The organism is Fibrobacter sp. UWB16 (assembly GCF_900215325.1).
In the GTDB taxonomy this organism is placed as follows: domain Bacteria; phylum Fibrobacterota; class Fibrobacteria; order Fibrobacterales; family Fibrobacteraceae; genus Fibrobacter.
This window is the reverse complement of the sequence record NZ_OCMS01000001.1, coordinates 513,876-540,609: the sequence shown is the minus strand read 5'-3', so window position 1 is coordinate 540,609 and position 26,734 is coordinate 513,876. Positions and strand designations below refer to the sequence as shown.

Annotated in this window: 21 protein-coding genes; 11 read left to right on the top strand and 10 right to left on the bottom strand. The window is 50.0% G+C overall.

From position 1 onward, the window contains the following. Positions 1 to 125 precede the first annotated feature (125 nt). Positions 126 to 2,180 (top strand): primosomal protein N', encoded by a 2,055-nt coding sequence (priA, locus tag CRN95_RS02270; RefSeq protein ID WP_235002823.1) that lies wholly within the window; start codon positions 126 to 128, stop codon positions 2,178 to 2,180. 3 nt (positions 2,181 to 2,183) lie between these two features. Next, on the top strand, positions 2,184 to 2,735 hold the full coding sequence (locus tag CRN95_RS02265; RefSeq protein ID WP_097019985.1) for a hypothetical protein: 552 nt from the start codon (positions 2,184 to 2,186) through the stop codon (positions 2,733 to 2,735). Positions 2,736 to 2,738: 3 nt separating this feature from the next. On the opposite strand, the gene CRN95_RS02260 is transcribed toward CRN95_RS02265, so the two are convergent. From CRN95_RS02260 to CRN95_RS02245, 4 genes are all read right to left on the bottom strand, one after another. Then, positions 2,739 to 3,437, bottom strand: coding sequence for a hypothetical protein (locus CRN95_RS02260; protein WP_097019984.1), 699 nt, complete (start codon positions 3,435 to 3,437; stop codon positions 2,739 to 2,741). Positions 3,438 to 3,537: 100 nt separating this feature from the next. Then, entirely contained in the window at positions 3,538 to 4,395 is an 858-nt protein-coding gene (locus tag CRN95_RS02255) for a DUF6544 family protein (protein ID WP_235002822.1), read from the bottom strand. 18 nt (positions 4,396 to 4,413) lie between these two features. Next, positions 4,414 to 5,322, bottom strand: coding sequence for a hypothetical protein (locus CRN95_RS02250; protein ID WP_097019982.1), 909 nt, complete (start codon positions 5,320 to 5,322; stop codon positions 4,414 to 4,416). A 29-nt stretch (positions 5,323 to 5,351) separates the two neighbouring features. Further along, the gene (locus tag CRN95_RS02245; protein ID WP_097019981.1) at positions 5,352 to 6,260 is read right to left on the bottom strand and encodes a hypothetical protein; all 909 of its coding nucleotides are present in this window, start codon (positions 6,258 to 6,260) and stop codon (positions 5,352 to 5,354) included. 211 nt (positions 6,261 to 6,471) lie between these two features. Here CRN95_RS02245 and CRN95_RS02240 point away from each other — a divergent pair, with 211 nt between their 5' ends. Then, positions 6,472 to 7,479, top strand: coding sequence for a hypothetical protein (locus tag CRN95_RS02240; protein ID WP_097019980.1), 1,008 nt, complete (start codon positions 6,472 to 6,474; stop codon positions 7,477 to 7,479). A 594-nt stretch (positions 7,480 to 8,073) separates the two neighbouring features. Here the strand turns inward: CRN95_RS02240 and ilvD are convergent. The 3 genes from ilvD to CRN95_RS02225 all read right to left on the bottom strand — a co-directional run bounded on the left by ilvD (position 8,074) and on the right by CRN95_RS02225 (position 11,934). After that, positions 8,074 to 9,930, bottom strand: a complete 1,857-nt coding sequence (ilvD, locus tag CRN95_RS02235; RefSeq protein WP_097019979.1) for a dihydroxy-acid dehydratase — start codon at positions 9,928 to 9,930, stop codon at positions 8,074 to 8,076. Between the two features lie 106 nt (positions 9,931 to 10,036). After that, the gene (locus CRN95_RS02230; RefSeq protein WP_097019978.1) at positions 10,037 to 11,539 is read right to left on the bottom strand and encodes a class I SAM-dependent RNA methyltransferase; all 1,503 of its coding nucleotides are present in this window, start codon (positions 11,537 to 11,539) and stop codon (positions 10,037 to 10,039) included. Positions 11,540 to 11,559: 20 nt separating this feature from the next. Next, the gene (locus tag CRN95_RS02225) at positions 11,560 to 11,934 is read right to left on the bottom strand and encodes a hypothetical protein (protein WP_088631454.1); all 375 of its coding nucleotides are present in this window, start codon (positions 11,932 to 11,934) and stop codon (positions 11,560 to 11,562) included. Between the two features lie 203 nt (positions 11,935 to 12,137). On the opposite strand from CRN95_RS02225, the gene CRN95_RS02220 reads away from it, so the two are divergent. Further along, positions 12,138 to 13,349, top strand: a complete 1,212-nt coding sequence (locus CRN95_RS02220) for a PD40 domain-containing protein (protein WP_097020286.1) — start codon at positions 12,138 to 12,140, stop codon at positions 13,347 to 13,349. A 144-nt stretch (positions 13,350 to 13,493) separates the two neighbouring features. Here CRN95_RS02220 and CRN95_RS02215 read toward each other — a convergent pair whose 3' ends face one another. After that, positions 13,494 to 14,219 carry a TrmH family RNA methyltransferase gene (locus tag CRN95_RS02215; RefSeq protein ID WP_235002821.1) on the bottom strand — a complete coding sequence of 242 codons (726 nt, stop codon included), beginning with the start codon at positions 14,217 to 14,219 and terminating at the stop codon, positions 13,494 to 13,496. A 138-nt stretch (positions 14,220 to 14,357) separates the two neighbouring features. On the opposite strand from CRN95_RS02215, the gene surE reads away from it, so the two are divergent. From surE to CRN95_RS02200, 3 genes are all read left to right on the top strand, one after another. Continuing rightward, positions 14,358 to 15,179, top strand: a complete 822-nt coding sequence (surE, locus tag CRN95_RS02210; RefSeq protein WP_097019976.1) for a 5'/3'-nucleotidase SurE — start codon at positions 14,358 to 14,360, stop codon at positions 15,177 to 15,179. A 14-nt stretch (positions 15,180 to 15,193) separates the two neighbouring features. Then, the gene (gene gyrA, locus CRN95_RS02205; RefSeq protein WP_097019975.1) at positions 15,194 to 17,905 is read left to right on the top strand and encodes a DNA gyrase subunit A; all 2,712 of its coding nucleotides are present in this window, start codon (positions 15,194 to 15,196) and stop codon (positions 17,903 to 17,905) included. A 407-nt stretch (positions 17,906 to 18,312) separates the two neighbouring features. Further along, positions 18,313 to 20,157, top strand: coding sequence for a glycoside hydrolase family 11 protein (locus CRN95_RS02200; protein ID WP_097019974.1), 1,845 nt, complete (start codon positions 18,313 to 18,315; stop codon positions 20,155 to 20,157). Between the two features lie 200 nt (positions 20,158 to 20,357). On the opposite strand, the gene CRN95_RS02195 is transcribed toward CRN95_RS02200, so the two are convergent. Both CRN95_RS02195 and dapA read right to left on the bottom strand, forming a co-directional pair. Further along, entirely contained in the window at positions 20,358 to 21,041 is a 684-nt protein-coding gene (locus CRN95_RS02195; RefSeq protein WP_097019973.1) for a hypothetical protein, read from the bottom strand. 36 nt (positions 21,042 to 21,077) lie between these two features. Next, a complete protein-coding gene (dapA, locus tag CRN95_RS02190) occupies positions 21,078 to 22,034 on the bottom strand; it encodes a 4-hydroxy-tetrahydrodipicolinate synthase (RefSeq protein WP_074208782.1) in 957 nt (318 codons plus the stop codon). Positions 22,035 to 22,436: 402 nt separating this feature from the next. Between dapA and CRN95_RS02185 the strand changes: the two genes are divergently transcribed. From CRN95_RS02185 to CRN95_RS02170, 4 genes are all read left to right on the top strand, one after another. Next, positions 22,437 to 23,372 (top strand): PD-(D/E)XK nuclease family transposase, encoded by a 936-nt coding sequence (locus CRN95_RS02185; protein ID WP_088630357.1) that lies wholly within the window; start codon positions 22,437 to 22,439, stop codon positions 23,370 to 23,372. Between the two features lie 148 nt (positions 23,373 to 23,520). Further along, positions 23,521 to 25,134 carry a phosphomannomutase gene (locus CRN95_RS02180; RefSeq protein WP_088630356.1) on the top strand — a complete coding sequence of 538 codons (1,614 nt, stop codon included), beginning with the start codon at positions 23,521 to 23,523 and terminating at the stop codon, positions 25,132 to 25,134. A gap of 29 nt (positions 25,135 to 25,163) precedes the next feature. Then, complete coding sequence (locus CRN95_RS02175; protein WP_088630355.1) at positions 25,164 to 25,892, top strand: hypothetical protein; 729 nt, start codon at positions 25,164 to 25,166, stop codon at positions 25,890 to 25,892. Between the two features lie 54 nt (positions 25,893 to 25,946). After that, complete coding sequence (locus tag CRN95_RS02170) at positions 25,947 to 26,690, top strand: YebC/PmpR family DNA-binding transcriptional regulator (RefSeq protein ID WP_073424666.1); 744 nt, start codon at positions 25,947 to 25,949, stop codon at positions 26,688 to 26,690. Positions 26,691 to 26,734: the final 44 nt, after the last annotated feature.

Genomic DNA, 26,734 nt, shown 5'->3' with positions numbered 1-26,734 from the left:
CTCCAATAGGTAGGCGGGGCTTCCTCAGCTCCGTATAGCATAATCTAACTAAAAAAATATTATAGTCAGGAAAAACAGTGCGAATTTATGCCCATTTAAGCTTGTAACAATACTATCTTTGCCGCGTGGCAAAAAGAATTCCCAAAACGTCTGCTCCGGAGATGGTCAAGGAACGCTGTAATTCGGCGCTTCTGTCGCGTTTTTGCGAGGTTTACATCCCATTGTCCCCATCGGTTTTTACTTACGGGGTGCCGGAAGGAGCGGATATTCAGCGGGGGAGTGTCGTTTGGGTGCAGCTTGCCCGCCGTAAGCCTACGCTTGCCTTGGTGAGCCGTGTCCATAGCGATAAACCGTCGTTCGATGTCCGGTATGCGTGTCCGCATGAGTCGGGGTATGTGTTTTCTGAACGTTATATGGAATCGCTGGAGTGGGTGTCTAAGTATTATATAAGTTCGCCCATGCGCACTCTGAATGTCTTTTGGCCTGCTGATTTTGACAAGTTTCTCGATGCCTTGCTGGCCGAAAAATCTGAACCTCGGGGCGAGGCTCTATCAAATGGACCCGAAATGGAGGTTTGTTCGGACCTGCCCCCCTTGACAGGCGAACAAGAGACTGCACTTGCCAGTCTTGTTGAAGATTTGGATAAGAATGGTTTTCGTGGAACGCTCCTGCATGGTGTGACCGGCAGTGGCAAAACGAGAGTTTATCAGGAATTGGTGCGCGAAGCGCTTAAGCGCAATAAGCGTGTACTCATTCTCGTGCCAGAAATTGGGCTTACTCCGCAGACGGCATCGCGTTTTGAAGATTATTTGAAGGTGCCTGTTGTTGTATTGCATTCGGCGCTCTCGGCTCCGCAAAAACGTGCGGGTTATTTGGCTGTGCTAGATGGCTCTGCAAAAGTGGTGCTTGGGACGCGCAGCGCCATTCTTTCGCCGTTTGATTTTGATGTTGTTATTTTGGACGAAGAGCATGATTCTTCGTTTAAACAACAGGATCCGGCTCCGCGTTACCATACGCGTGACTTGGCTTTCCACTTGGCGCAAAAGTACGGAGCACTTGTAGTGCTTGGCTCTGCAACGCCTTGCCTTGAAACATTCCGCAATGCAAAGGCGGGGAACCTCAAACTGTTGACGCTCAAAAATCGAGCGACTGCGGCTCCACTCCCTGAAGTGAAAGTGATTGATATGGGCAAGGTGCGCCAGCAAAAAGGCGTGCTCATGTCTCCTGCATTGCGCGAAGCGCTTTCAGATTGCATTGCAGGTGGTGACCAAGCGATTATCCTCATGAATCGTCGCGGTTACTCTAAGATTAGAGTTTGTACTAAATGTGGTGAAACGCTTTACTGCAAGCATTGTCATATTCCGCTAGTTTATCATAAACAGTACAATGCGCTGATGTGCCATTACTGTGCTGCGCTTTATCCGGTCGATACGCCGTGCCCGACATGCGGTGCTGAAACGTATGAATTTGTCGGAGGCGCGATTGAAAAGCTCGAAGAAGAAATTCACGAATGGGTGGCCGATGCGAAAGTAATCCGCATGGATCGCGATACAACGCAGAACGTGGGCGCTGTCGAAAAAATCTTGACATCGTTCAGGAATCGGGAATACAATATTTTGCTTGGAACGCAGATGGTCGCGAAAGGTCACGATTTCCCTGGCGTGAAGCTTGTGGGAATTGTCGGTGCTGATTCGGGTCTAGGTATTCCTGATTTCCGTTCAACGGAACGCTTGTATCAGCTGTTGAGCCAGACGGCGGGACGTGCGGGGCGTGCAGGTGGCGGTGGCCGCGTGTTTATCCAGACGCTCAATCCGACAGAGCCTGTGATGCAGTATGCCATTCGCCATGATTTTGATGGCTTTGCCGAGACGGAATCTTCGAACCGCCAAATGGCTTTTTATCCGCCGTTCTGCAAACTCGTTGAAATCAGTTGTGGCTCGCGTGATGAAAATTTGCTTCGCGACACGGTGAACCGCCTTGAAGGTATTTTGCGCAAGGAATCTTCGATGACAGTGCTTGGACCTGTCGATGCGTTTGTGCCGAAAGTGCAAAATGTATTCTGGGTAAAACTCTACATTAAAACGCAAAACCTTGCGGCTGTGCGCAAGGTGCTTGCTCCGATTTTGAATGCGCCTAAGGCATGGGTTGCAGGCGTAGAAATTAAAGTAGAATTGGAATAAATTATGCGATTGTTTCTTTTTACTGTATTGCTTGTGCTTACCAACATGTCTTTTGCTCAAAGTGTCTGGGAACAGTACCCGTCTAAAAGTTCTACGCCTGTTGTAAAGGAAGAACCAGTCCGTACTGTAGAAGAACCCATATACTCTGTACCCGCGAAAGTAAAAATTGAAAGGGAATCAGGCCATTGGTATGCTGGGAGCCGACAATTGAGTGAAAGCGAATTGGAATGGATTGTATGTACAAATCCTGATGCTGCAGCGGAATTGCGAGCGGGGAAGAGTCTTTATTCGAAAGCCTTGATTCTTTCTGTTGTTGGTGGCGCTGCTTTAGGTTGGGGAATTTCTTCTTGGATTGCTGATGAAAGTATGGGAAAACCGCTTACGATTGGTGGTGGGGTTGTTGCTCTTGTCGCAATCGTACTTGGTGGAATTTCTGGAAGCTATACAACTTCGGCTGTTGAAATTTATAACAAGAGTATTGGTTACGATACTAGCCTGCAAATAAAAATTGCTCCGACCCCTCAGGGCGGAGCAGCTTTGGCTTTTGCGTTCTAGCTCTTATTTGTCTTTGAACAGACCGAAAATTTGACCTTTCACGAGCCAGCTTACGCCGAAGAACGTGAGCGCAATCGCTTCGACGACGAAAATCTTTGCTGGAAATTCAAATGGCAAAACTAGCAGGAACAACGTGCAGAACATGCCAATGCCGCAGACTTTGTAAATGATGTTGCGGATTCTTTTTTGCTTGGTATCGCTTTCGCCAAGTGTGAAAAGGAATAGGCTGTTGATGGCCAAAAGTATAAAGAATATGACAGCCGATGTTAAGTGGATGACGTTAGAAACGGCTATAGGCAACTGGAAAAATCCAACAATCTTGCTATCCGCAACGGAGCAATCGCAAGGAAAAATGACAATCATCAAGCCGAATATGCCTGAGACGGTTGCAACAAGTTCATCGCGCCAGTCGTAGCCTTTGTAGCAAATCAAAACGACTGCTGCCGTCGTTAAAATGCCGGCTAGTGCAGGTGTCAAGTAGTATGTGGCCGAGATGGAGAGCGTTGCCCAAAAATCATTGGGGATTTTGGCGGGCTGTGCTTTGGCTACGATAGCGGCACCGACAAGAGCAATCCACGGGAGAATCATCCCTAAGAAACCTGCAAAATTTCGGATTCGTTTCATCCAGGATTCTGCGCATCTCTTCGTGATGGCTTTAACGTCTTCAGCATTGCAACCGGAAGTATTGTTTTCTTCGCTCATAAAGTACCTTTTGCTCTGTTGTCTACAGATGCTGTTAATATAACAAAGTATTGGGTGGTTTTTATTGTAAGGCGTTTTTTTGCCCGGTTCTGCCGAGTTTCTACTTTACCTCTGCTCCATTCACTTTGCTAATCTCTCCATCGAAATAGACAAAGTCGCTGTCTTTATTTTTCCATACGGCGCGGAAAACGGTGGGGCGTTTGATGCCATCGGAATAGGTTTTGTAGTTTTCGCATTGCGCTTCCCACGGGGTATATTCGATGGTTCCGTCGGGTGAAATTTGACCGCGGTCATTTGTTGTAAACGAGGTCATTTCGTAAGCGTCATTGAAGTGGAAAATACCGGTAGCTGTTACGCCTTTGTTTGTAATCGTAGCTTCAACGGTGTGCTCGTCAATTTGCTTGAATGTGATGAAATCTTTCAGGAGTGCTTCTGGCAAAAAGAATGCTTCGGCGAGATAGGTGATGAGGCAGGCCTTGTCCATTGCGGGGCCGGTCTGGTCGAATAGCGTAACGAGCTTCGCAAGGACGCCCTTCATGCCGCCTTTGCCGTTCATGTAATAATCGTAGCCTTGGAATGGAATGCCGAACATTTTGCTGTCGATAAATGCGAGCCTGTTCGGAGAATCGGCGAAGTCAACATGCGTGTAGTCGATTTTGATTCGCGGCTTGTTTACGCCCATGCCGAAATCGACATCTTTGTATTCCATGGTCAAGTGCGTGCGTCTTTCGCTACCGATGTAGCCGCACGTTTCTAGATATTTTTGAATGAGGGGTGGGAGGCTTGCGATACTTGCGGAATCTAGCGTTCCGGAGATTGCTGCGGAACTTTTCAACATCGCTTCTACATCATTGCGAAACTGCGTCTTGACGGGCGAATAGGGAATGTTGAACCAAATCGCCAATAGCAAAATGATGGCGCCGATGATAATCAGGATGGTCATTAAAGTTTTCTTCATTTTTTTTGATGTTTGAAATTAATTGGAGCAACCTTTTGTAGGGTCAATTTTAGAATCATTTACAAGACTCGCGAATTTTTTTGCTAAACGCTGGGCGTTGGGATGATATTCATCAATGTCTGGAAGTTTCAATATTATCGTTGTTGCGTTTTTGTTATTGGCAAGTTCAACAAATGCGAATGGATGGAAACATAGGTCTCCTACCCAGGTGTATTCAATTTCCGGTTGATAATAGGTGATTTCTTCAATAATGTCTTGAACTAAGTCACGCGGCAAGTCGTTGCGATAACAAGAATCTTTTTGCGATTTTTCGCTGCTTATAATTTCACTGCTTATATAACTGAGTTCTGTTGCTTTTAGAGTTATAGAATCTTTATATACGGATATATTCGCTGTGAACTCATCTTCTCCGTTTTGTATAGATGCGAATATATTGATGTCGCTATTTTTATCGGCTTCAGGATGGTTCGAGTAAAAATCGTTTATGGATAGTTCAAACCGTTCCGTTTGAAAAACGTATCCAAACGCTCGATTGTATAGAAATTCAGATCCTGACAGAATTAGGAAAAACGTAATAAATGAAATGGTGAGATAACAGGTCTTTTGCTTTTTTGTTTTTTGGCTTGTGGTGAGGTCAAATGTTGATAAAGGAAAAATAGCTATGAGTAGCCAGCAAATACACCATGCAAAAATATAGGGTCGCTGTGTAGAATCCTGCTCGTTGATTGCGTATATTACGGATATCGAAAGTGAGATGACAGTGAAAATTGTGAGTAGAATTGATATGGTTTTCCCTGCAATGAACATTGCCCTGGGATGCTTGGTCGAAATGTTGGCGAAAATGCCTAATAGTAAAGGAATTATTGCAAAAATGGTAATCAGTACAATTTTTACAATAGTCATGAATAATGCGTCTGTCGGTTCCATATATTAATTCCATTACATTAGTTGTCTGTTTAAAACAAATCTAGCGTGCTGTCCAGGTAAATTTCTTCGCGGACTTTAAGCTGATGCTCGGGCTTGGTCATGTAGTAAAGCAAAAATTCCAGAATGAGGGCGCTGCCGAGGCTGCGACCTTCGATTTTAAAGTGGCAAAATCCCGCAGGGGCGTAGATGTTTTGAATGTCCTCGATTCCGATGAAACCGGGATTTTTCATCGCATCGGAAAAGCGGTAGCCTCTTTGGGCTGTGGGCGAGACGCAGATGTGGTCTTCGCTGCTTTCGCCGAGGCTTTTCTGGCTCACATTCTCGTAGCATTTTTTGCGGTCGTAGCAACCGAACCAACAACATTCATTGCAAAGAAATTCGACCTTTTGCTTTTGCTCGTTTGTGAGCGTATTCAGTTTGTCGAATTGCTTGTTGAGCCTGAAATCGGGAACGACATAGCGGAATTCTTCGCGGTCCAGTTCCGCTTTGAATTGCTCGAAATTTGTGATAACTTTTGTGGTTGAGGAAACGAAATAAAAGCTGGGATATTTTGATTTGATGTAATTCAGCAACAAATCGGAATGGACGATGATGCCGTTTTGAACCGCGCGCATCTCGCTAGCACCGTTGCTTTCAAATAATTTGCACAACTTATTGCATCGAGTGTCGGCGAGGTGTTCTTCGCGAATCAATGAATTGCTGAAAGTGAGCCTTGCCGAAATCCCGTATTCGCGCATAAGCTCCGCGACTTTCCGCGGCTCTGCATCCCCAAAGCCTACGCGACCTCCGCCCCAAATGCAGTCGCTCGGCGCTCCGTAAATGGATCCGATTTCGCACCAGTCGTAAAAATATTCCCGGTGCTCGCGGAACAGCGGCAGAAACGCCTTGTACAAGTCATAAAATTCAAATAGGCCGGGGAGGTGGTAGTAGATGTTCATTGAAAATGAGTGTAATTCTGTTCAAATAATGTCAAAAATATATAAAAAGCGATAATGAAAAAATATGGTAAGATAAATTGTTGACTATTCGAAGAAATATGGATTTGTTCTGTTAACCAGTGGAAATTTTTTTTGCAAAATTATAAAATGTCATTATATGACACTGTTAAAATCTAAGTTTACATTGTAACCTTCAGAAAGGAGACCTGCAATGGCAAACGAAATGTTTTACGTGAAGATTGAAACGTCCCGGGACATAACGGTTTACGGGTTCTCGCGAAGCTCGACCGGAATTCTTGATTTTGTTGATGGCGCATCAGCAAATGATGAGGAACTTTCGCAGATGCAGTGCGTTGACGGGAGTGCTTATTTCACGCCTTCTTGGTACAAGTTCTTGCCGAAGGTTTTGCAAGCGACAATCAATGTCTATTTGCCCTGCGATGTTAAAAATTTGGATGTCGGGCAGTATTCGTTCTTGCTGCATGTGGGGGCGTTGTTGCTTGCCGTCGATGAACGTGATGGCTTGCTGGTCGCGGAACTTTTGCGCCGCCGTGCGACCGTGTTTGCGAATTTCTTGCCGCTTGTGTTGCACCTGATAAAGCCTGTGGCAGCTGAGGCTCTGTTTGCGTATGTCTATGGCGGTTTCCGAGGCGACAGTGGGTTTGAACAAGTTTACAAGGCGAATGCTCCGATTGCAACTGGAGAAACGGATGTTTCTGCGATTCTCTTAGAAGCTGCAAAAGATGTTCTCAAGCCGAATCCCGAAAAGGAATCTCCGGAAGAAATGTTCATCCGCTATTTCCGTGAAGCAGAATCGTTTGATTTTACGATTGGGCTTGTGGGGGCCGCGAACCATCCCTGGATTGCGGGAATTGAAAAGTTCGAATCGGTTGTAAAGACGGCGACAGCGTTTCGCATCTTTGATGATGTTGCTGTTGGCACCAAAAGTCAGGAGTTTTTTGAAGCGCTCTCGACCAAGGTGCAGGCTGAACCGTACAACCCGCACGATCACAATGCTATTAGCGTAAGCATTGATGATTTAGGCGCAAAACTCAAGGGAATGCAATCCAAAAGCAAGGCCGGATATTTGCGGGCAACGGGAGCTGCAATTTTGCGCAAAGCGCGCCCGAGTTTGTTTGCGTATGGCTCTAAGTTGTGGCGCTTGGGTGCGGACCCGAGTTTCTTTGAAAACTCCATTGTCGTAAGAATTCACACATAACACCTCACACAAAAATTCCCGCCTCGTTTTCTCGGGGCGGGAATTTCAAAGATTGATGAGTGCGCGAATCTCTCGCTTCCATCGCCGATTAATATCGGCGACTCCAGCTCACAGAATGAACATTAACGCATGGCTTACTTAATGCCAATCAGAGACAGGTCTCTGACAGCACCTTTATCTGCACTTGATGCCATAGCAGCGTATGCCTGGAGAGCCTTGGACACAACGCGGTCGCGGTTTTCCGGCTTCCTGTGACGACCGGCGGCTCGACTGCAATATACATTGCGATACCTCGCCGCCTCTCGCTTCCATCGCCGATTAATATCGGCGACTCCAGCTCACTGAAAGAACATTAACGCATGGCTTACTTAATGCCAATCAGAGACAGGTCGCGCACGGCACCCTTGTCTGCGCTGGAGGCCATTGCTGCGTATGCCTGCAGAGCCTTGGAAACAACACGGTCGCGATTTTCCGGCTTCCTGTGACGACCGGCGGCTCGACTGCAATATACATTGCGATACCTCGCCGCCTCTCGCTTCCATCGCCGATTAATATCGGCGACTCTAGCTCACAGAATGAACATTAACGCATGGCTTACTTAATGCCAATCAGAGACAGGTCGCGCACGGCACCCTTGTCTGCAGAGGAGGCCATAGCAGCGTATGCCTGGAGTGCCTTGGACACGACGCGGTCGCGGTTTTCCGGCTTCCATGCCTTGGCGCCACGGGATTCCATTTCCTGACGGCGTGCGGCGAGTTCTTCGTCGGTGAGTTCCACGTTGATGGTGCGGTTCGGGATATCGATTTCGATGACGTCACCCGTGTGCACGAGGCCGATGTTACCCTTGTTGGCTGCTTCCGGAGAGGCGTGGCCAATGGAGAGACCGCTTGTACCACCGGAGAAGCGACCGTCGGTGAGGAGGGCGCAAGACTTGCCGAGGTGACGGCTCTTGAGGTAAGAGGTCGGGTAGAGCATTTCCTGCATGCCAGGACCACCCTTCGGGCCTTCGTAACGGATGACGACGACGTCGCCTGCCTTCACCTTGTTGCCGAGAATGCCGTTCACAGCTTCTTCCTGGCTTTCGAACACGATTGCCGGGCCAGTGAACTTCCAGATGGATTCGTCAACGCCTGCGGTCTTCACGATGCAGCCGTCGATAGCGAGGTTACCGTAAAGAACAGCGAGGCCGCCGTCCTTGGTGTAAGCGTGTTCGCCATCGCGGATAGCGCCGTTTGCGCGGTCGAGGTCGTGATCCGGGTACATGAAGTTCTGAGAGAAGGCTTCGATGTTGTACTTGCGGCCCGGACCTGCGAGATAGCGCTGCTTGGCTTCGGCAGTCGGATTACGCTTGAGGTCGTTTGCTTCGAGAGCGTCGCCCATCGTAGCGGCGTGAACGGTCTTTGCGCTCTTGTGGATGAGGCCCATGCGGTCGAGTTCACCGATGATGCCCATGATGCCGCCTGCACGGTTCACGTTTTCGACGTGGATGTTGTGGACGGTCGGAGCGACCTTGCAGATGCACGGCGTGTTGCGGGAGAGACGGTCGATGTCCTTCATGGTGAAGTCCACGCCAGCTTCCTGAGCGACGGCGAGCAAGTGGAGAACGGTGTTAGAAGAACCACCCATGGCGATATCGAGGCGCATGGCGTTTTCGAAGGCGTCCTTCGTGGCGATGCTGCGCGGGAGGATGCTTTCGTCGTTCAAATCGTAATACTGGTGGCAGAGTTCCACGATGCGCTTACCGGCGGCTTCGAAGAGCTTCTTGCGTTCGGCGTGCGTTGCAACGATGGTGCCGTTGCCCGGGAGGCTAAGGCCGAGGGCTTCGGTAAGGGAGTTCATGGAGTTTGCGGTGAACATGCCGGAGCAGGAACCGCAAGTCGGGCAAGCGTTGGCTTCGATGTCGGCAACTTCTTCATCGCTGATGGTGTTGTCTGCAGAATCGATCATGGCGTCGATCAAGTCGAGAGCGCGGTCCTTGCCGTCCTTCGTCGTGACGTGACCAGCTTCCATTGGACCACCGGAAACGAAGATTGCCGGAATGTTGAGGCGCATTGCAGCCATGAGCATACCCGGAGTCACCTTGTCGCAGTTAGAAATGCAAACGAGGGCGTCTGCGCGGTGGGCGTTAGCCATGTATTCGGTAGCGTCTGCAATGAGGTCGCGGGAGGGCAAGCTGTAGAGCATGCCGTCGTGGCCCATGGCGATACCGTCGTCCACGGCGATGGTGTTCATTTCCTTGGCGACACCGCCGGCAGCTTCGATCGCGCGTGCGACAACCTGGCCGACATCCTTGAGGTGGACATGACCCGGTACAAACTGGGTGTAGCTGTTCACCACGCAAATGACGGGCTTACCAAAGTCTTCTACCTTGGTTCCTGTTGCGTGCCAAAGGGCACGTGCACCGGCCATTTCACGGCCTTCCATAGTCTTGAGCGAACGAAGTTTCGGCATAATGATCCTTTTTTGTCTTTAATAATTCTAGTGGCATTATATATGCCACCTTAAATTTCGGTTATAAGTTAGAAAATTAATTCTTGTGATGAAAATGGCGAGGCGCCTAGATTGTAGCAAAGAAGGCGTTGAGGCTAAAGCCGCCGTGGCTTGTTTGGATGACTTTGGCGGTTGGGGTAAGCTCTTTCGAAAGGGCGGGGCATTCGCGCAAAAGGTTTGCGGTGCAGGTGTACTTGGTGCCATCGCGGGTGTCGTCTTTTGGGGCGAGGATGGCGACTGTGAGCGATTTGCCGAAATGGTGCAGGTTGCGAGCAAGTTCTGTTAGCTTTTTGCCTATTTGCGTGTAAAGTTTGGGGGCGTCAAAATCGAGGCGCTTGCCGTAGGGCGGGTTCAGCACGAGAATGGGCGAGGTGTCGCCGCAGGCGTCTGCAATTTCTTTGGCGGTATAGCTGAAAAAGTCGCGGAGTTGCGGAGAAATTGTGGGCGTGGTTTTGTTTGGCGCGATTTGTGCGAGCGGGCTACATTCGATGTTGTGCTTGATGATGCTTACCGCGCGTTCGGAAATGTCGCTCGTGATGATTTTCGCGATGATGGGATGCTTTGTCGCATTACGAGGCTTTACTGGGCCCTTCACTTCGTTCAGGGTGACGAACGTAGATGTGTTGCTTTTTGCGTCGCTTTGGGAGGCGCTTCGCGTAATAAAATTCCACGTGGCTTCCTTGAAAGCGGGCTGGTGTTTAAGTGCAAAATCGCGACAAGTGCCGGGAATGATTTTATTTGTAATGCAAGCGGCTTCGAGGCTGAACGTGCCACTGCCTGACATGAGGTCGATAAGGGTGATGCTTCGCGGATGGCTTGTGTCATCCTGAGCGGAGCGCGAAGCGCGAAGTCGAAGGATCTCTATTGCTTCGAAAATCATCGCGGATGCGATGGTTTCTTTGAGCGGAGCGTCGTTCACGAATCGCTCAAAGCCGCGCTTGTAGAGCTCTTCGCCGGCGAGGTCTAGCCAGATGGTGCAGCGGTCGTCTAGGAAGTTGACGTAGAGATTTTGTTGAATGCTGCGATTCTCGTTTTGCGACGGGGCGTTGCGGGGTGTCCCCGCAGAGGGGGTAGCGGATGCCGTGTCGGCAGGAGCGAGGGGGACACTTACCCCTTCTTCTATTATTTTATACAAACGTTCGGCGATGGCGTCGCTGTGGTACAGGCGGGAATGCTTGCAAGTAACGTGGATGTTTAATGCGTTACCTGATTTTACTGGATCCTTCGCTTTGCTCAGGATGACGTTACGGTCTAAATAAAGTTCCCACGGGATTTCGCTTGCTTTCTTTTCGAGTTCGCGGAAGTTTTCGGCTCTGAAACTGGCGACTTCCATGAGCACGCGGTTTGCGATGCGGCTTACGGCGACAACTTTCCACGCTTCAGTGAGTTTTGTGGTAAATTCGACTTTGCCGTCCCCAGTGGAGTGCGGCTGTTCTGTTGCGTTATCGCCAAGAATGCAATCAAGTTCTCTCGAAAGTGTTTGTTCAAAGCCAAGCGGAGAAACGGCTAAAAAGCGGTGCGGTTTACCGATGATGTGTTTCTTGATGCGTTTTTCGAGAGCGTCACTCATGGCCTGCAATATAAAAATTGCTAGGAGTCTAAGTCAACGGCAATCAATGTCTTTGTGGGGGCAGTCGGGGCTACGACTGGCATTTTGCTCAAATCCAAATTGATGGCAATGATATCCCCAGAAAGCGACATGATGGCGCCTGTGGATGTGTTGAATGTGCCGATGACTTTTCCGGAACCGTCACTTACGGTCATTGTTGTCGAGGCGATGATGTAATAATTGGATCCGAGCTGGTAAAAATAGCTAGGTTCGCTCACGACGATGTTCTGCGGAATTTGTAGATTCGAAGTGGATTTCTTTGATGCAGTGTCCTGAGTTGCTGCGCTTTCGGAGCAGTTCCACGCAGTCGCAAGAATGCCTGCAAACAGTAAGCATCTAAAAATTTGTAACTTCATAATCTTTCCTCGAATTGTAAATCTATATTGACATTTCTTTGAGCGGTTGCAGAAAAAGCTTTTAATATTATTAAATGTTCTCTATGCGTTCCCCCTAAGCGCCTTGATTCTTACAAAAAACTTACTTTGAATGTGGGCGAAAAGAATATCCTTTGAAATTGTGCTTGTCCCACAATTTTTTTTGTGTTGCTATCTTTTTATGTATGATTATGAAAAAGTTTGCGTTGATTTCTGCGATTGGCTTTTTGGCCGCATCTGCTTTTGCTGCACAGGGTGCTCCGATGGGTGCTTCTGTGGATCCGACTCCTGAAGAACAGAAGGCTCTCGATGCCCTGAAGGGTAAACTCGAGGGTGCTATTGTCTGGTCTACGAGCCGTGCAAATTCTCTCCACGATATTTGGATTATGAATGCTGACGGAACGAACCCCCGTGCACTTACCAAGAGCAATAATGTGGACTGGTTCCCGCGTGTCGCTCCGGATGGCTCGAAGGTGCTTTTTAACCGTAGTAAGGCCGGCTGGGTTCCTGAAAATGATGCGAACTACCCGGAAAAGTGGGATTTGTGGACTGTCGGCATTGACGGTACGAACGAAACGAAGATTGTCGAAAATGCAACTTGGGGCACCTGGCGTCCGGATGGCAAGTCCATTGTGTTTAGCCGTGCCGGCAAGGTCTTTACGATGGACCTCGCGAGTAAAAAGGAAACGCTTGTGCTTGATGGCGAAAAGGTCTTCAAGAAGGCGGGCGTGATTTTGCAGGAACCGAACATGAGTCCGGATGGCAAGCATCTTGCGATTACGCTCCGCGGTTCGATGCGCGAAACGGGCGTGTGGGACTTGGCGAAGAACGCTTGGACCAAGTCCGGCGACGGTTGCCAGATTGACTGGAATTTCGATGGATCCAAGCTTTACCGCGTGAACCCTACGGGTAATGGTGGTACGGCTGCTCCGAGTGAAATTTTGTGGTTCACGGCTAAGGACGGCAAGCAGGTCGAAAAGGTCGGCTTCTTTGGCATCCCGAAGAACGTGAAGCTGATGGACCTTCCGGGGCGTCGCAGTCATGAATATTTCCCGCGCCTCTCGCCGGATGGCAAGTGGCTAGTGTGGGGTGCAACGGACAAGGGACACGACCACGACTTGTTCGACTACGAACTCTATATTTGGAAGATTGGCGAACCGGTTGAAACTGCAACGCGTATCACGTACAATAGTGGCAACGACCGCTGGCCGGATATCTGGTTTGGCAAAGTTCCGGTGAGCGCTGCTCCGGCTGCAACGGCTAAGGCTGTTGAAACGGCCGCAAATGCGACTGCTGCTGCCATTGCCGGTGGCGTAAGCGATGCCAAGATGGATGAACTCATCAAGGCTATTGACCGCTTGACCGACGCCGTGAAGGCGCTTGCTCCGCAGAAGTAGTAAGAGAGAAAATTTCTCGACTGTCATCCCGGACGTGTTCCGGGACGGGCATGATAAAAAAATGCCGCGGCTTGATGCCTGCGGCTTTTGCTTTGTGCGCGGTTTTGCAAATGCGTTGAAAAAACGTTGAAAATGCGCGAGGCGTTACTTTGCGTTACTGCGGAGGCAGAATGCCATGATGGCGAATGCGCCTGCGACATTCATGCTTGCCTTGCGGCCTGCCATCGGAATGGTCACTTTCATGGTCGCTTCGGCCATGATTTCCGGGGCGATGCCGAGTTCTTCGTTGCCGAGAACGATGAGGCCTTTCTCGGGCCATTTTACGTTGTTTATACTCGGGATGTCTTCGCCGGTTTCAAGGGCGATGATTTCGTAACCGTTTTCTTTGTGATATTTAATGCAGTCGAAGGGGCTGTCCCAACGCTTGATGGGAATCCATTCCTGGCAACCACGTGCAGCGCTTTTGACGGTCACGTGGTCGGGGTTACAGCTGTAGCCGCTGAGATGCACTCCTTCGAGCCCAAAACAATCGGTGCTGCGGATGATGGAACCCACGTTGAATGCGCTGCGCAAATTATGCACGAGCACGGCGAATTGGATGGGCTTTTCGTTTGCGACTTCTCGGTCGCCCGGCTCCTGTTCTAGGTACACGTCACGTTCAAAGCCAAGTCCTGCGCGCGTGCGGAACGTCTTGTACAAGTCAATCATTTGCGCCTGGTTTTTGCCTGTCAATCTCTCGGATTCGGGCAGGTGGAGCCATTCTGTGTAGGTTTCGAATTCTCTGCGGGCGCGGGGAACGTCGTCGCCTAATTGCAGGATGATCACTCGTAAAAGTTCAGCTAGCCTCTTGAATTTTGAGGGCTCTTTCATGGCTAAAAATTTAGGTTCTGTGTACATGTTTTCAATGATAGAAAATTACCCTTTAAACGGCTAAAAAATGGCTTTTTTACGTGTGTTTTTAAGGTTTTTAAAACAATTTTATCCCCCTTTTTTCTAAATTGCATATAAATGGAACAATTACGGAAAACTAGGGTATTGATCACTAACGACGATGGCGTTGGTAGTGTCAATCTGCATGCTCTCGCTCTTGCTTTGAGTGAGGTTTCCGATGTCTATGTTTTTGCGCCTGAAGACGAACAGAGTGGTGTCGGTCACGCCTTTACGATTCGTCGCGGGTTGCGCATTCAGCATGTCGAAGCTGTTCCGGGGAAGGCGAAGTTGCCGTACGAGGTTTACTCGGTTTCGGGTACTCCGGCAGACTGTGTGAAGTTTGCCGTGGGGCATTTTGCCAATTACGGCCTTGATGATAACTCGATTGTTCCCGAAGGCTTTGATGTATGTTTTTCGGGAGTCAATGTGGGCGAAAATTCCGGTGTGTCGTCGCTATATTCGGGGACGGTTGCCGGTGCTCGCGAAGCGGCCCTTTGGGGGGTGCCTGCGGTGGCGCTTTCACTCCGTGGATTGAAAGGCAACCTGTTGCAGGTGGCGATTGATTTTGCACGCAAGATTGTTTCTGAGAACCTGTTCAAGAAAATTTCCAAGGGCGTGTTCTGGAATGTGAATTTCCCGAAAGTCAAGGACGATGAATTCCTTGGATTTAAGGCCTGTACGATGGACCGTGGAATGTTTACCGATCACTATGATCACAAGGATGGCTTGTGGTTTTTGGATGGCGAAAAGCTGTGGTCGAAGGCTCCTGAGGGTTCGGACGACAACTTGCTAGATAAGGGCTATGCGACAATCACACCGCACCGCATAGACCAGACCGATGAAAAAAGTTTAGATGTGATAAGTGAAATGCTGGGAAGTGATGATTTTTCTTCCCACTAATTTGAGGTTAACTAATGTCAGAAGAAATGGTACCTGGATCGCAGTTCAAGAGTCTTGTCGAACAAGACATGCAGGACTGCTATCTTCGCTACTCGATGAGCGTTATTGTCGCTCGTGCATTGCCGGATGCGCGCGATGGCTTTAAGCCCGTGCACCGCCGCGTGATGTACAGTATGCACAAGCTGGGCGTGGTTCCGAACAAGGGAACGGTCAAGTCCGCCCGTATCGTGGGTGATGTTATCGGTAAGTACCACCCGCATGGTGACTCTGCTGTTTATGAAACTCTTGCCCGAATGGCGCAGGACTTCTCGCTGCGTTATCCGCTGGTGTTTGGTCAGGGTAACTTCGGTTCTATCGACGGTGACAGCCCGGCTGCCATGCGTTACACCGAAGCGAAGATGAATAACCTCGGTGCCCTCATGCTCGAAGATCTTGAAAAAGAAACTGTCGACATGGGTCCGAACTACGATGAATCTCTCGAAGAACCGCTGGTGCTCCCGTCTGCGCTCCCGAACATGATTGTGAACGGAACGTCGGGTATTGCTGTGGGTATGGCAACGAACATGGCTCCGCACAACTTGCGCGAAGTCGGTGCTGCAATCCACGCTATGGCGGAGAATCCGGACATCACCGGTGAAGAATTGATGGAATACGTGAAGGGCCCGGACTTTCCGACAGGTGCTATTGCCTGTGGCCGTTCTGGCATTCGCGAAGCTTACCTCACGGGTCATGGCCGTGTGCGTGTGCGCGCCCGTACCGAAATTGAAACGGATGCAAAGGGCAAGCCGCGCATCATCGTCACCGAAATCCCGTACATGGTGAACAAGGCTGAACTCTGCAAGAAGATTGCAGACCTCGTCCGCGACAAGCGCATCGATGGCATTACGGACATCCGCGATGAATCGAGCCGCGACATCCGCATTGTGATTGAACTCCGCCGTGATGCAGTTGGTGAAGTTGTCTTGAATAACTTGTTCAAGTACACGCAGCTCCAGACAACGTTTAGCATTTACAATTTGGCACTCGTCAATAACCTCCCGAAGCTCCTTACGCTCAAGGATCTTTTGCAGGTCTACATTGACCACCGCCTCGATGTGATTACGCGTGCAACGCAGTTCGATTTGAAGAAGGCTGCAGCTCGCCTCCACATCATTGAAGGTTTGCGTATTGCAACGCAGAACATCGACGAAGTGGTGAAGATTATTCGCCAGAGCAAGACGACCGAAATTGCAAAGCAGAGCTTGCAGGACCGCTTCTCGCTCGATGAAATCCAGTCTCAGGCCATCGTTGACATGCGCCTTGCTCAGTTGGTCGGCTTGAATATCGAAAAGTTGGAAGCCGAATACAACGAACTCATTGCAACTGTTGCTGACTTGAAGGACATCTTGGAAAAGCGCGAACGCCGCATTGCCATCATGCTCCAGAAGCTCGATGCAGTCGTTGACAAGTATGGTGATGAACGCCGCACGACGATTGGCGAAGCTATTGACGATAGCGATGACGAAGACCTCATTGCCGAAGAAGAACAGGTTATCACGCTCAGCAAGGAAGGCTACATCCGTCGCCTCCCGATTGACACGTTCAAGGCCCAGAACCGCGGTGGTAAAGGCATCATCGGTGCAGGCCTCAAGGACGAAGACAACGTGGAACAGATCTTCACGGCTAGCACGCACAGCTACTTGCTCGTGTTTACGAACAAGGGCCGTGTCTACTGGACGAAGGTTTACCGCTTGCCGGAAGGCGCCCGCAATGGTAAGGGCCGCCCGATTGTGAACTTTGTTGCTCTCACGGAAGGCGAAAAGGTGCAGGCGATTGTGCCGGTGCGCAAGTTCGGTGGATACTTCTGCCTCGTGTTTGCAACCAAGAAGGGTATCATCAACAAGATGGACCTCACGCTCTTTAGCCGTCCGCGCAAGGCTGGCGTCAATGCCATTAGCCTCGATGAAGACGATGAACTTGTGAAGGTCCAGCTCGTGGGCATGTCTGCCGAAGAATACGAAGCCAGCAAGAATGCCTCTGATGACGATTCTGCAGAAACCGTTGAAAACGCCGCAGAAGCTCAGGCTGCCGAAGCCGCTGTTGCCGAAGAATCCGAATCTGGCGATGCCGAAGACTTTGCGAACCGTCCGATTCCGAAGGACCTCTTGATGATTGCGACCAAGAACGGTCAGGCGGTCACGTTCCCGATTAGCTGCTTCCGTGCTATGGGCCGTGGCACTCATGGTGTGAAGGGCATTACGCTTGCCGAAGGCGACGAAGTCATTTCGCTCTTGTGGCTCAAGGCTGGCAACAAGATTTTGACCATCACCGAAAAGGGTTATGGCAAACGTTCTGAACCGGGCTCTTACCGCGTGACCCGCCGTGGTAGCAAGGGTGTCCGCAACTTGAACGTTACAGACAAGATTGGTGCCGCCGTGTTCGTGGAAAGCGTTGCCGACGACTACGATTTGATCATCACGAGTAAGGATGGTCAGGTCATCCGCATCAAGGCTGCCGATATCCGCCTCACGGGCCGCAATGCCCAGGGCGTCAAGGCAATCACGCTGCGCGATGGCGACGTCGTGAAGGATGCAACTGCACTCCCGAGCGTCGAAGATATCGAACAAGATAGCGCCGATGCCAAGGAAACTTTCGACAAGGTCAAGGGCGTTGAAGTCGATGACGATTCCGTTGTCAAGGACGATGCTGAAAAGCAGGAAATCGGCCCGACGGAAACCGAAGAATAATCGTGAACCTTGTAACAGTGGAACGATAGTTCCCAGATAAAATTAAAAGCCTCTTTCTGGAAATCCCGGAAAGAGGCTTTTTTTATGCCGAGCGGTCGTGCCGTGAGCAACAAAGCCCCAGTTCTTTTGAACTGGAGTGGTTGCGAGAGCGAGGCGAGTACGGAGTCTTGCATTTCAGGAGAGCCGAGCGGTCGTATCCGTGAGCCCGAAGCGACCCGTGTTGACGGGTCGTGAAGGCGAGAGCGAGGCGAGTACGGAGTCTTGTATTTCAAAAGAGCCGAGCGGTCGTCAAATGTAAACTTATTGTCGTTGTTTTTTTCAACAACAAACATTTGTTTAATGTCGGTCTTTTTTCATCTGTCACTCATATATTATGTTCAGCATAACTAAAATGTGAGGAGTATCATATGAAAACATTTAGTGTGACCAAGTCTAGCGTTGTTTTCGCAATGGCTTTGGGAATGGCGACGACTGCTTTTGCTCAGGATTTCTGCAGCAACTCGTCGCATTCCGGTCAATCCGTGAAAATTTCTTCGAACCAAGTCGGTAAAATCGGTGATATCGGTTATGAACTTTGGGACGAAAATGGTCATGGCGGTAGCGCTACGTTCTATAGCGACGGTTCCATGGATTGCAGCATCACGGGCGCTAAGGACTATCTCTGCCGTGCTGGTCTTTCCCTTGGCAGTAACAAAACCTATAAGGAACTTGGCGGCGACATGATTGCCGAGTTCAAGCTTGTGAAGAGCCCGGCCCAGAACGTTGGGTACTCTTACATTGGCGTTTACGGCTGGATGGAAGGCGTTTCTGGAACGCCTAGCCAGTTGGTTGAATACTATGTGATTGATAACACTCTTGCCAATGATATGCCTGGTAGCTGGATTGGTAATGAACGAAAGGGAACCATTACGGTTGATGGTGGTACCTATACAGTTTATCGCAACACTCGTACCGGTCCTGCAATTAAATCCTCGGGCAACGTTACGTTCTATCAGTATTTCAGCGTGCGTACCTCGCCTCGCGATTGCGGTACCATCAACATTTCCGAACACATGAGACAGTGGGAAAAGATGGGCATGACCATGGGTAAGCTCTACGAAGCCAAGGTGCTCGGTGAAGCGGGTAACGTCAATGGTGAAGTCCGCAATGGTCGTATGGATTTCCCGCATGCCAAGGTCTATGTGAAAAACGGCTCTGATCCGGCTTCTTCCTCTTCTGTGAAGTCCAGCTCTTCTACAGTAACGCCAAAGTCCAGCTCTTCGAAGGGTAGTGGCGTTGGTCCTGTTGTCAGCACTGAATTCTGCAAGGATGCTCAGCACACTGGCGATAAGAAGACCGAAAACGGCAACAAGGTGGGCTCCATCAACGGAATTGGTTATGAACTTTGGTATGACCGTGCAACGTCCGGTTCGGCAACGTTCTATTCCGATGGCTCTATGTCTTGCTCTTTCCAGAACGCTGGTGACTATCTCTGCCGTTCGGGCCTGTCCTTCAATAGCGACAAGACCTACAAGGAACTTGATGGCGATATGCTTGCTGAATACAAGCTCGTGAAGCAGAATGTTAATGGCGCTGACTACTCCTATGTGGGAGTCTATGGCTGGATGGAAGGCGTGCCGGGAACACAGAGCAAGTTGGTGGAATACTATGTGGTCGATAACTGGTTGAGCCAGTACCGCCCGGGTGACTGGGTTGGCAACAAGAAGTATGGTACATTCACGATTGACGGTGCCGAATACGATGTCTATCGCAACACTCGTACAGGTCCTGCAATCAAGTCTAGTGGCAACGTCGAATTCTACCAGTATTTCAGCGTCCGTAAGCAAGCTCGTGATTGTGGCGTCATCAACATTTCCGCTCACATGAAAAAGTGGGAAGAACTTGGCATGACGATGGGTAAGCTTTACGAAGCCAAGGTGCTCGGCGAAGCGGGCAGCAATGGCGGTGGCGTTTCTGGTACGGCAGACTTCCCGCATGCAAAGGTCTACGTGGCAAAGGATGAACCTGTGTCTAGCTCTTCTGAAGCAAAGGTTGAATCTTCTAGCAGCCAAACGATTGGTCTCATTGCTGCACCGAAGATGGAACTCAAGAGCGGCAACTTCCAGGTGTTCGACATGCAGGGCCGTTTCCTCGGTACTGTGAAGGTCGATGCTGGCGCTACCGTGAACGAAGTGCTCAAGGCTAACTTCAAGAATGCTGGCATCTACATGGTGAAGCAGGGCAACTTTATGCAGCGCGTCGCCGTGAAGTAATAAGTCTCTCCTCCTAAAGACTGTAAAAACGCTCCCCGTCGGGGAGCGTTTTTGCATGTTGTGCAATTCCGCGTGATGCTTGAGAGCGCGCCTCGGAAATGCCGCGAGATTTTTTTGGGGGGATGCCGCGCGTCTCACGCACAAAAAAAACGCGAGTCCCAAAACGGAACTCGCGTCAATACTTTGTCTAAAGTCGAAGATTACTTCTTAGATTTTTTCGGGGGATGTGCCGAAATCTTCTTCACGCTCTTGTCTTCTTCCTTAGCAGCCTTTTCTGCTTCCTTGAACATGGCTTCGACCTGTTCGAGAGCGCCGTTCGGATCTTCTTCGATGATTTCAGAAGCTTCGTCCACGAGTTCTGCGAATTCGTCGTACCAGTCAGCGAAGATTTCGACTTCGAGGTGGTCCACACCCGGAACCGTCAAGCGCACGCCGCAGCATTCGCCAACGCGGTCGAGGAACTTTGCAATTTCCGGACGGAGGAGGGAGAGGTCAAGACCGTCGAGGTCTTCCGGTTCAAGGAACACGCCGTCGACCTTGTCGTCGTCAGCCTTTTTGGACTTCTTCTTGTCGCCCTTCTTGCAGTCGCAGTTTTCACCGCAGCCGCAAGTGCAGCTACCGTCAGCGCCGTTCATGGCGAGATATTCTTCGTCATCGATGCCGCTGTCGTAGTAGAATTCGTCGTCTTCCAGATAAAGTGTTTCGACGAAGATTCCCTTTGCGCCGAGAGTCTTGGCTGCTGCCAAGAATTCCTTGAGGTCGCCGCCGAAGTAGCGAGTAGCTTCGGCTTCTTCGTTCAGAGTCTGCACCGGGATCGGAAGAAGCTTCTGCTTCTTGATGTGTTCGCAGACCAAGTCGGTAACGGATTTTTCATTCTTAGCCATTGTGATTCTCCTGTTAAAAAGTCTTCCTACTGCCTATTAGGCGTGATACTTCTTCAAGCTGGTTGCCTTCTCGTCGATGAGCTTCATGATGCGGGCAACAGCGTCAGCACCGTTAGCCGTGTCCTTCACGCTTACGAGCGGCTGGAACAACGGGCTGTTGAAGAGCGTTCCGAGAGGAATCGGGTTCTTGCGGCAGAACGTGGCGTCGATGTAGTCGCGTGCAGCCTTCTGCAAGTTGTGAGCCTTGTCCTTGTCGCCAGCCTGGAATGCCTTGTACAAATCAACGAAAGTCTTGCAAGCTTCCGGGATGTTGCCCGTTGCGCTCACGATACCGGTACCACCCATTTCAAGGAGGTCTGCGAAGAGACCGTCTTCACCGCTCATCACAGCGAAGTCCTTGCCCTTCGTTTCCTTGATGACTCGCATCGTGTCTTCGTGGAACTTTTCGCCAAAACCGAATTCAACCGCCTGCTTGAGACCGATGATGTTCTTGTCTTCGGCAAGAGCGATCAAGGTGTCCGGATGGACGTAGCTAGACGTACGGCCCGGAACGTTGTAAATAACAATCTTGGCACCCGTTTCGCTGCTGAGCGTCTGGTAGTGCTTGAGGAGGCCTTCCTGCGGCGGATTGTTGTAGTAGCCTGTCACGCAGAGGACTGCCACCGGAGCAATCTTCAAAACGTTTTCGATCATCTCGATAGATTCGCGCGTGCAGTTGGAGCCTGCGCCTGCAATCACAGGAACGCGACCGTCAACGTAGTCGAGCGTGAACTTAATGATATCCAAGTGCTGCTGCGGAGAGACCGTTGCACTCTGGCCCGTCGTCACGGCGGGGAGCACACCACTAGCACCAGCTGCAATAACATCGTCAATCATCTGCCCCATCTTCTTGTAGTCGATGGAGTTGCGAAGGTTCTTAGGATCGTCGTTCTTGAGCGGGGTGAACAACGCGGGGAAAACACCAGTAAGTTGAGAAGCGTTTGTAATTTGCATAGTAGCCTAAATATAGTATAGACGAGAGACTAGAGACGAAAGACGAGTGAAAAATATGGCGAAATTAAAGGCTTGTAAATCAAGAGCTGTAGCTTGAAAAAATGTCATTGCGAGGAGCGTTGCGACGCGGCAATCTAGTTAAGGTTGGTGGGGGAGGGATCCCCCTCGCTTTAGCCCCTCGGGTCTTCCGCTACCCCCTCGAACGGGGCCTCATACGCCGGCCCCGTAACGCCCCGGCTTGATGCTGAGAATTTGTTTAAAATCATTTGGCGAAGACCGCCTTTTTTCTGTGTTTAAATCATTTTACGCAAAAATCAAAAAAAAATTGGAATAATTTCTTGAAAAACGCGTGTTAATGTAATAGGTGGGGAATGTTTCCTTGCCGTTATATGAGGATTTAAAATGACAAGAGATGAATTTGCGCTTTTTCTTAAAGGACTCAAAAATGTTCAGGAAAAGGGTGGAGATGCTGATGCCTATGTTAAGCAGTATGAGAAACGGAATGTCTACTTTTTTAACGATGGTTGCATCAAGAAAATCCTGGCGAGCGAGAAAAATCTCGCGCTGACAACGGACTTGATTAATGCGGCGCTGAACCTTGTTGGTTCGGATCGTATTGAAAATCCGAAACTCGTGAATCCCTATGTTCCGGGCGAACTAGGGCGTCGGAGCATTGAACCTGATTTGTTGCTGACGAATGAACGTGGTGGTGAAATACCGCGCGACCGCATTTCGATTGAAATTCAGCATGAAAATCACAAATCTTTGTACAGCGATCGTCTGGTTTTCTGCGTAGCCCGCCTTACGAACAACATGGTGCCGAAAGGGGCTGTTCCGCAACTAGAAAACTTGCATGTGATTAGTTTCCAGTTTTTCGATACTTTCAAGGATTCCCCGAATTATCGTCATACGGTTCAGTGGCGCAACCAGGAGCAAATGGTTTATTTTGATCGTCAGACGGTCACACTCGTTGAAGTGGACAAGTTTTTGAGACAGGCGGGTAAGTTCGCTAGTGACAACTGTCGCATCGCGCTGTGGCTCCGTGCGATTGATGCATTGAATCGCGAAGCCGATTTCAGCAGGTATGAGAATGACCCGATGTTCAAGGTGTTGCAAAACGAAGTGAAAATGAGTAATTTTAGTCCTAGAACTATGTCAAATTCATGGATGAAAGATTATGATGAGGCTGTCCTCAGGTATGAGGGTGCGCAAGACAAGGCTCGTGAGATGGCAACGAGGATGTTGTTGAAAAACAAGCCCTTAGCTGAAATCGTCGAGTTTACGGGGCTTCTTGAATCAGAAATTCTTCAAATCAAGGCGACCCTTGAACAGAAATAAAAATGAATTTAGCCAAGGCTCACATAAAAGTGAGTCTTTTTTACAAGATTTGTAACCCCTTAATTTTGCGCTTCTTCCGGCTGTCTTTTTCCTCCTTCCTGCTTTAGTTTTTCTAAATTTTGCGCGTTAAAACTACAAAGGAACCGCTATGGAAAACATTACCCAGATTTGGAAAAAGATTCAGTCCCCCGAATTCAACCCGGCTACCGATATGAACCTGGTTGAAACCGTGAAGCAGGTCGCATTGACCTCCCAGGAACCGGCTAAGGTCAGCTTTGGTACCTCCGGCTGGCGCGGTGAAATCGGTTCTGAATTCACGCTCCGCAACTTGCAGGTTGTCGGTGCTGCTATTGTGCGTTTGTACAAGGAAGCAACTCCGGAACTCTTCGCTGCTCTGGGTGTCAAGGATTTTGCTGAACTCCAGAAGCGTGGCGTGGTCGTTGGCCATGACAACCGCTTGCTTGGTCACGAATTCTGCGAAGCTGTCGCAGACCAGTTTGCAAAGGCTGGCGTGAAGGTTTACTACGGTGGCGAAATGCCGACTCCGGAATTCTCCGCTGCCATCGAAATGCTCGGCGCTGCTTGCTCCATCAACATGACTCCGAGCCACAACCCGAGCCACTACAACGGCATCAAGTTCAACCCGGCAGACGGCGGTCCTGCAGGTCCGGAAATCACGAACGTCATCACCAAGCTTTCTAACGAAATGATGGCTACCTGGAAGTTCGAACCGGTCTCCAAGGTTGACTGGGAAATTATCGACTCCCTCAAGATTTACAAGGAATTCCTCGTCAAGCAGGGCACGATCAAGTTCGACCGCATCAAGGAATTCATCAAGAAGGGCCGCCTCACGCTCGTGTGCGACCACGTTCACGGTTCTACCCGCCGCCGTCCGGCTGCTCTCCTCGACAATCCGGAATGCCTCATCACGCTCCGCAACGAAGACGATTCTTTGTTCGGCGGTATCGCTCCGGAACCGTCCAGCAAGAACCTCGAAAAGGTTCGCAAGGTCCTCGACGAAAGCAAGTCCTGGTTCCGTCTCGGTGCAATATTTGACCCGGATGGCGACCGTATCCGTTTCTACGACGGCACTCGCGAAATCGACATGAACCAGTTCGGTGCAATCGCATTCCACTACATGGCAACCTGGCGCAAGGAACAGGGCTGCGTGGCTAAGTCCGTTGCAACTTCCAACTTTGTGAACATCATTGCTGAAAAGCTCGGCGTTCCTGTCATGGAAACACCGGTGGGCTTCAAGAACTTCCGCCCGTGGCTCTCTCGCAATGCCAAGCAGAAGGCTCTCGTTGCATTCGAAGAATCTGATGGTATCTCCGGCCTCAACAACACGCTCGAAAAGGACGCCCAGTTCGGCCTCCTCATCGCTCTCGAAATTCTTGCTACGACTGGCAAGAACCTCGGCGAATACCTCGACGCTTTGTACGAAGAATACGGCCGCTTCTATCCGACCCGTTCTGGTTTCGAAGTCGACAAGTCCCTCGTTGGCGAACCGCTCAAGGCTAAGGTCAACGCTATCGCCGATATCGCTAAGCCGGGTGCAAAGGTCATGGTTGGCAACAACGAAAAGACCGTGAAGCAGCTCCTCACGCTCGATGGCGTGAAGGTTATCTTCGACGACGATTCCTGGATGCTCGTGCGTCCGTCCGGTACGGAACCGAAGGTCCGTATTTATACGGAATGCCGTAACCCGGATGAAAAGGATCCGATGTTCGAAGCTGCCAAGGCTTTGTTCTTCAAGAATTAAGGACAAATTAAACAAATTGGATTAGGGAAATGAAAAAGCTTTTAACGGTCATCTTCCTTGCGTGTGCCATGGTGTTCGCGCAGGAAGGCTCCATTAAGCCGGAATTCCAGGCTTTTGCCGGTGCCCTGATCAAGCTCAAAAAAGCTGAGAAGGGATTCCACAAGTTCAGACTCCGAGTCGATGTGGCTCCGTGGTCTTTCCTTGCGGAAGGTGAAGTTCAGGCACCCGGTGGAGATTCCGACGTCTTGATTACAGCTCTTTTCGATAGAGCGCTTTACGCTGTGCTTGCTTACATTCCGGACAAGATTGCTGCCGGTTCTGATGGCGAAGAATACAACGTGGGCTTCTTCGACATGATGCTTTATTACGACGAAGAACCGACTAGAATTCGTAACTTGTCGTTCAAGCTTTTGCCACCTGCAAACGACAGTTGGGCACAGAGCATTTTGGATGATGCTCTCCAGTCTGGCTCGCTTCTCGGTAAAATCTGGAGCGGTAAGTACGAACGAGAAATTACTAAGGCGTCCGCTGTTCCTATAGATAAGACAAAGCTTATCGATATGCAGCAGAAGCGCCAAGCGGCTAAGGCTCTCGAAGCTGAGCGCAAGGCTCAGGAAGAGGCAGACCGCAGGGCTCGTGAAAAGGCTGAAAAAGCAGAAAAGGCAAAGTTCAAATCTAAAAAGAACAGTGACCTTGATTGCTCTGGCCGTAAGCTCACAGCCAAGCAGAAACGCCGCTGCAAGATGAATGGAAAATAGGCGTCTTTGGGCGCAGTTACATTAAATTTTTAAACTAACAAATAGAGGTAATCTATGTCCGGTCATTCTAAATGGGCCACCACCAAACGCAAGAAAGCCAAAACCGACGTCGCTCGTGCTAAGGCTTGGAACAAGTTGATTAAGGAAATCTCCATCGCTGCTAAGCTCGGCGGCGGCAACCCTGATGCAAACCCGCGTCTCCGTGCTGCAATCCTCAAGTCCAAGAGCCAGAGCTTGCCGACCAAGAACATCGAAAGTGCTATTGCCAAGGGTACGGGTGCTAACTCCGGTACCGAAATGACGGAACCGCTGTACGAAGGACGCGGCCCGGCAGGCATTGCTATCATGGTGCAGTGCATGACCGACAACAAGGTCCGTACGGTTGCTGAAATCCGTAACATCTTCAACAAGAACAACGGTTCCATGGGTGAATCCGGTTCCGTTTCTTGGGCTTTCACCTACAAGGGCGTGATTGTCGTCGATGCTGAAAAGTATCCGGAAGACCAGATCATGGACCTCGTTCTCGAAGCTGGCGCAGAAGACATGAGCACCGAAGATGGCGTTCATGAAATCTCCACTTCTCCGGAAGCTTTCGACGCTGTTTCCAAGGCTCTCGAAAATGCTGGTATCGAAATGATGAGTGCAGAACTCAGCTACGTCCCGAATGACCCGGTCAAGCTCGGTCACGACGACGCTGTCAAGCTCCTCAAGCTCATCGACAAGTTCGAAGACCACGACGACGTTCAGGAAGTCTACCACAACGCCGAAATCGACGAAGCTGACATGGACGCAGAGTAAGCGTCAGTAGCGTCGTAAGGATTTGTCATTCCCGCCACCGAGCG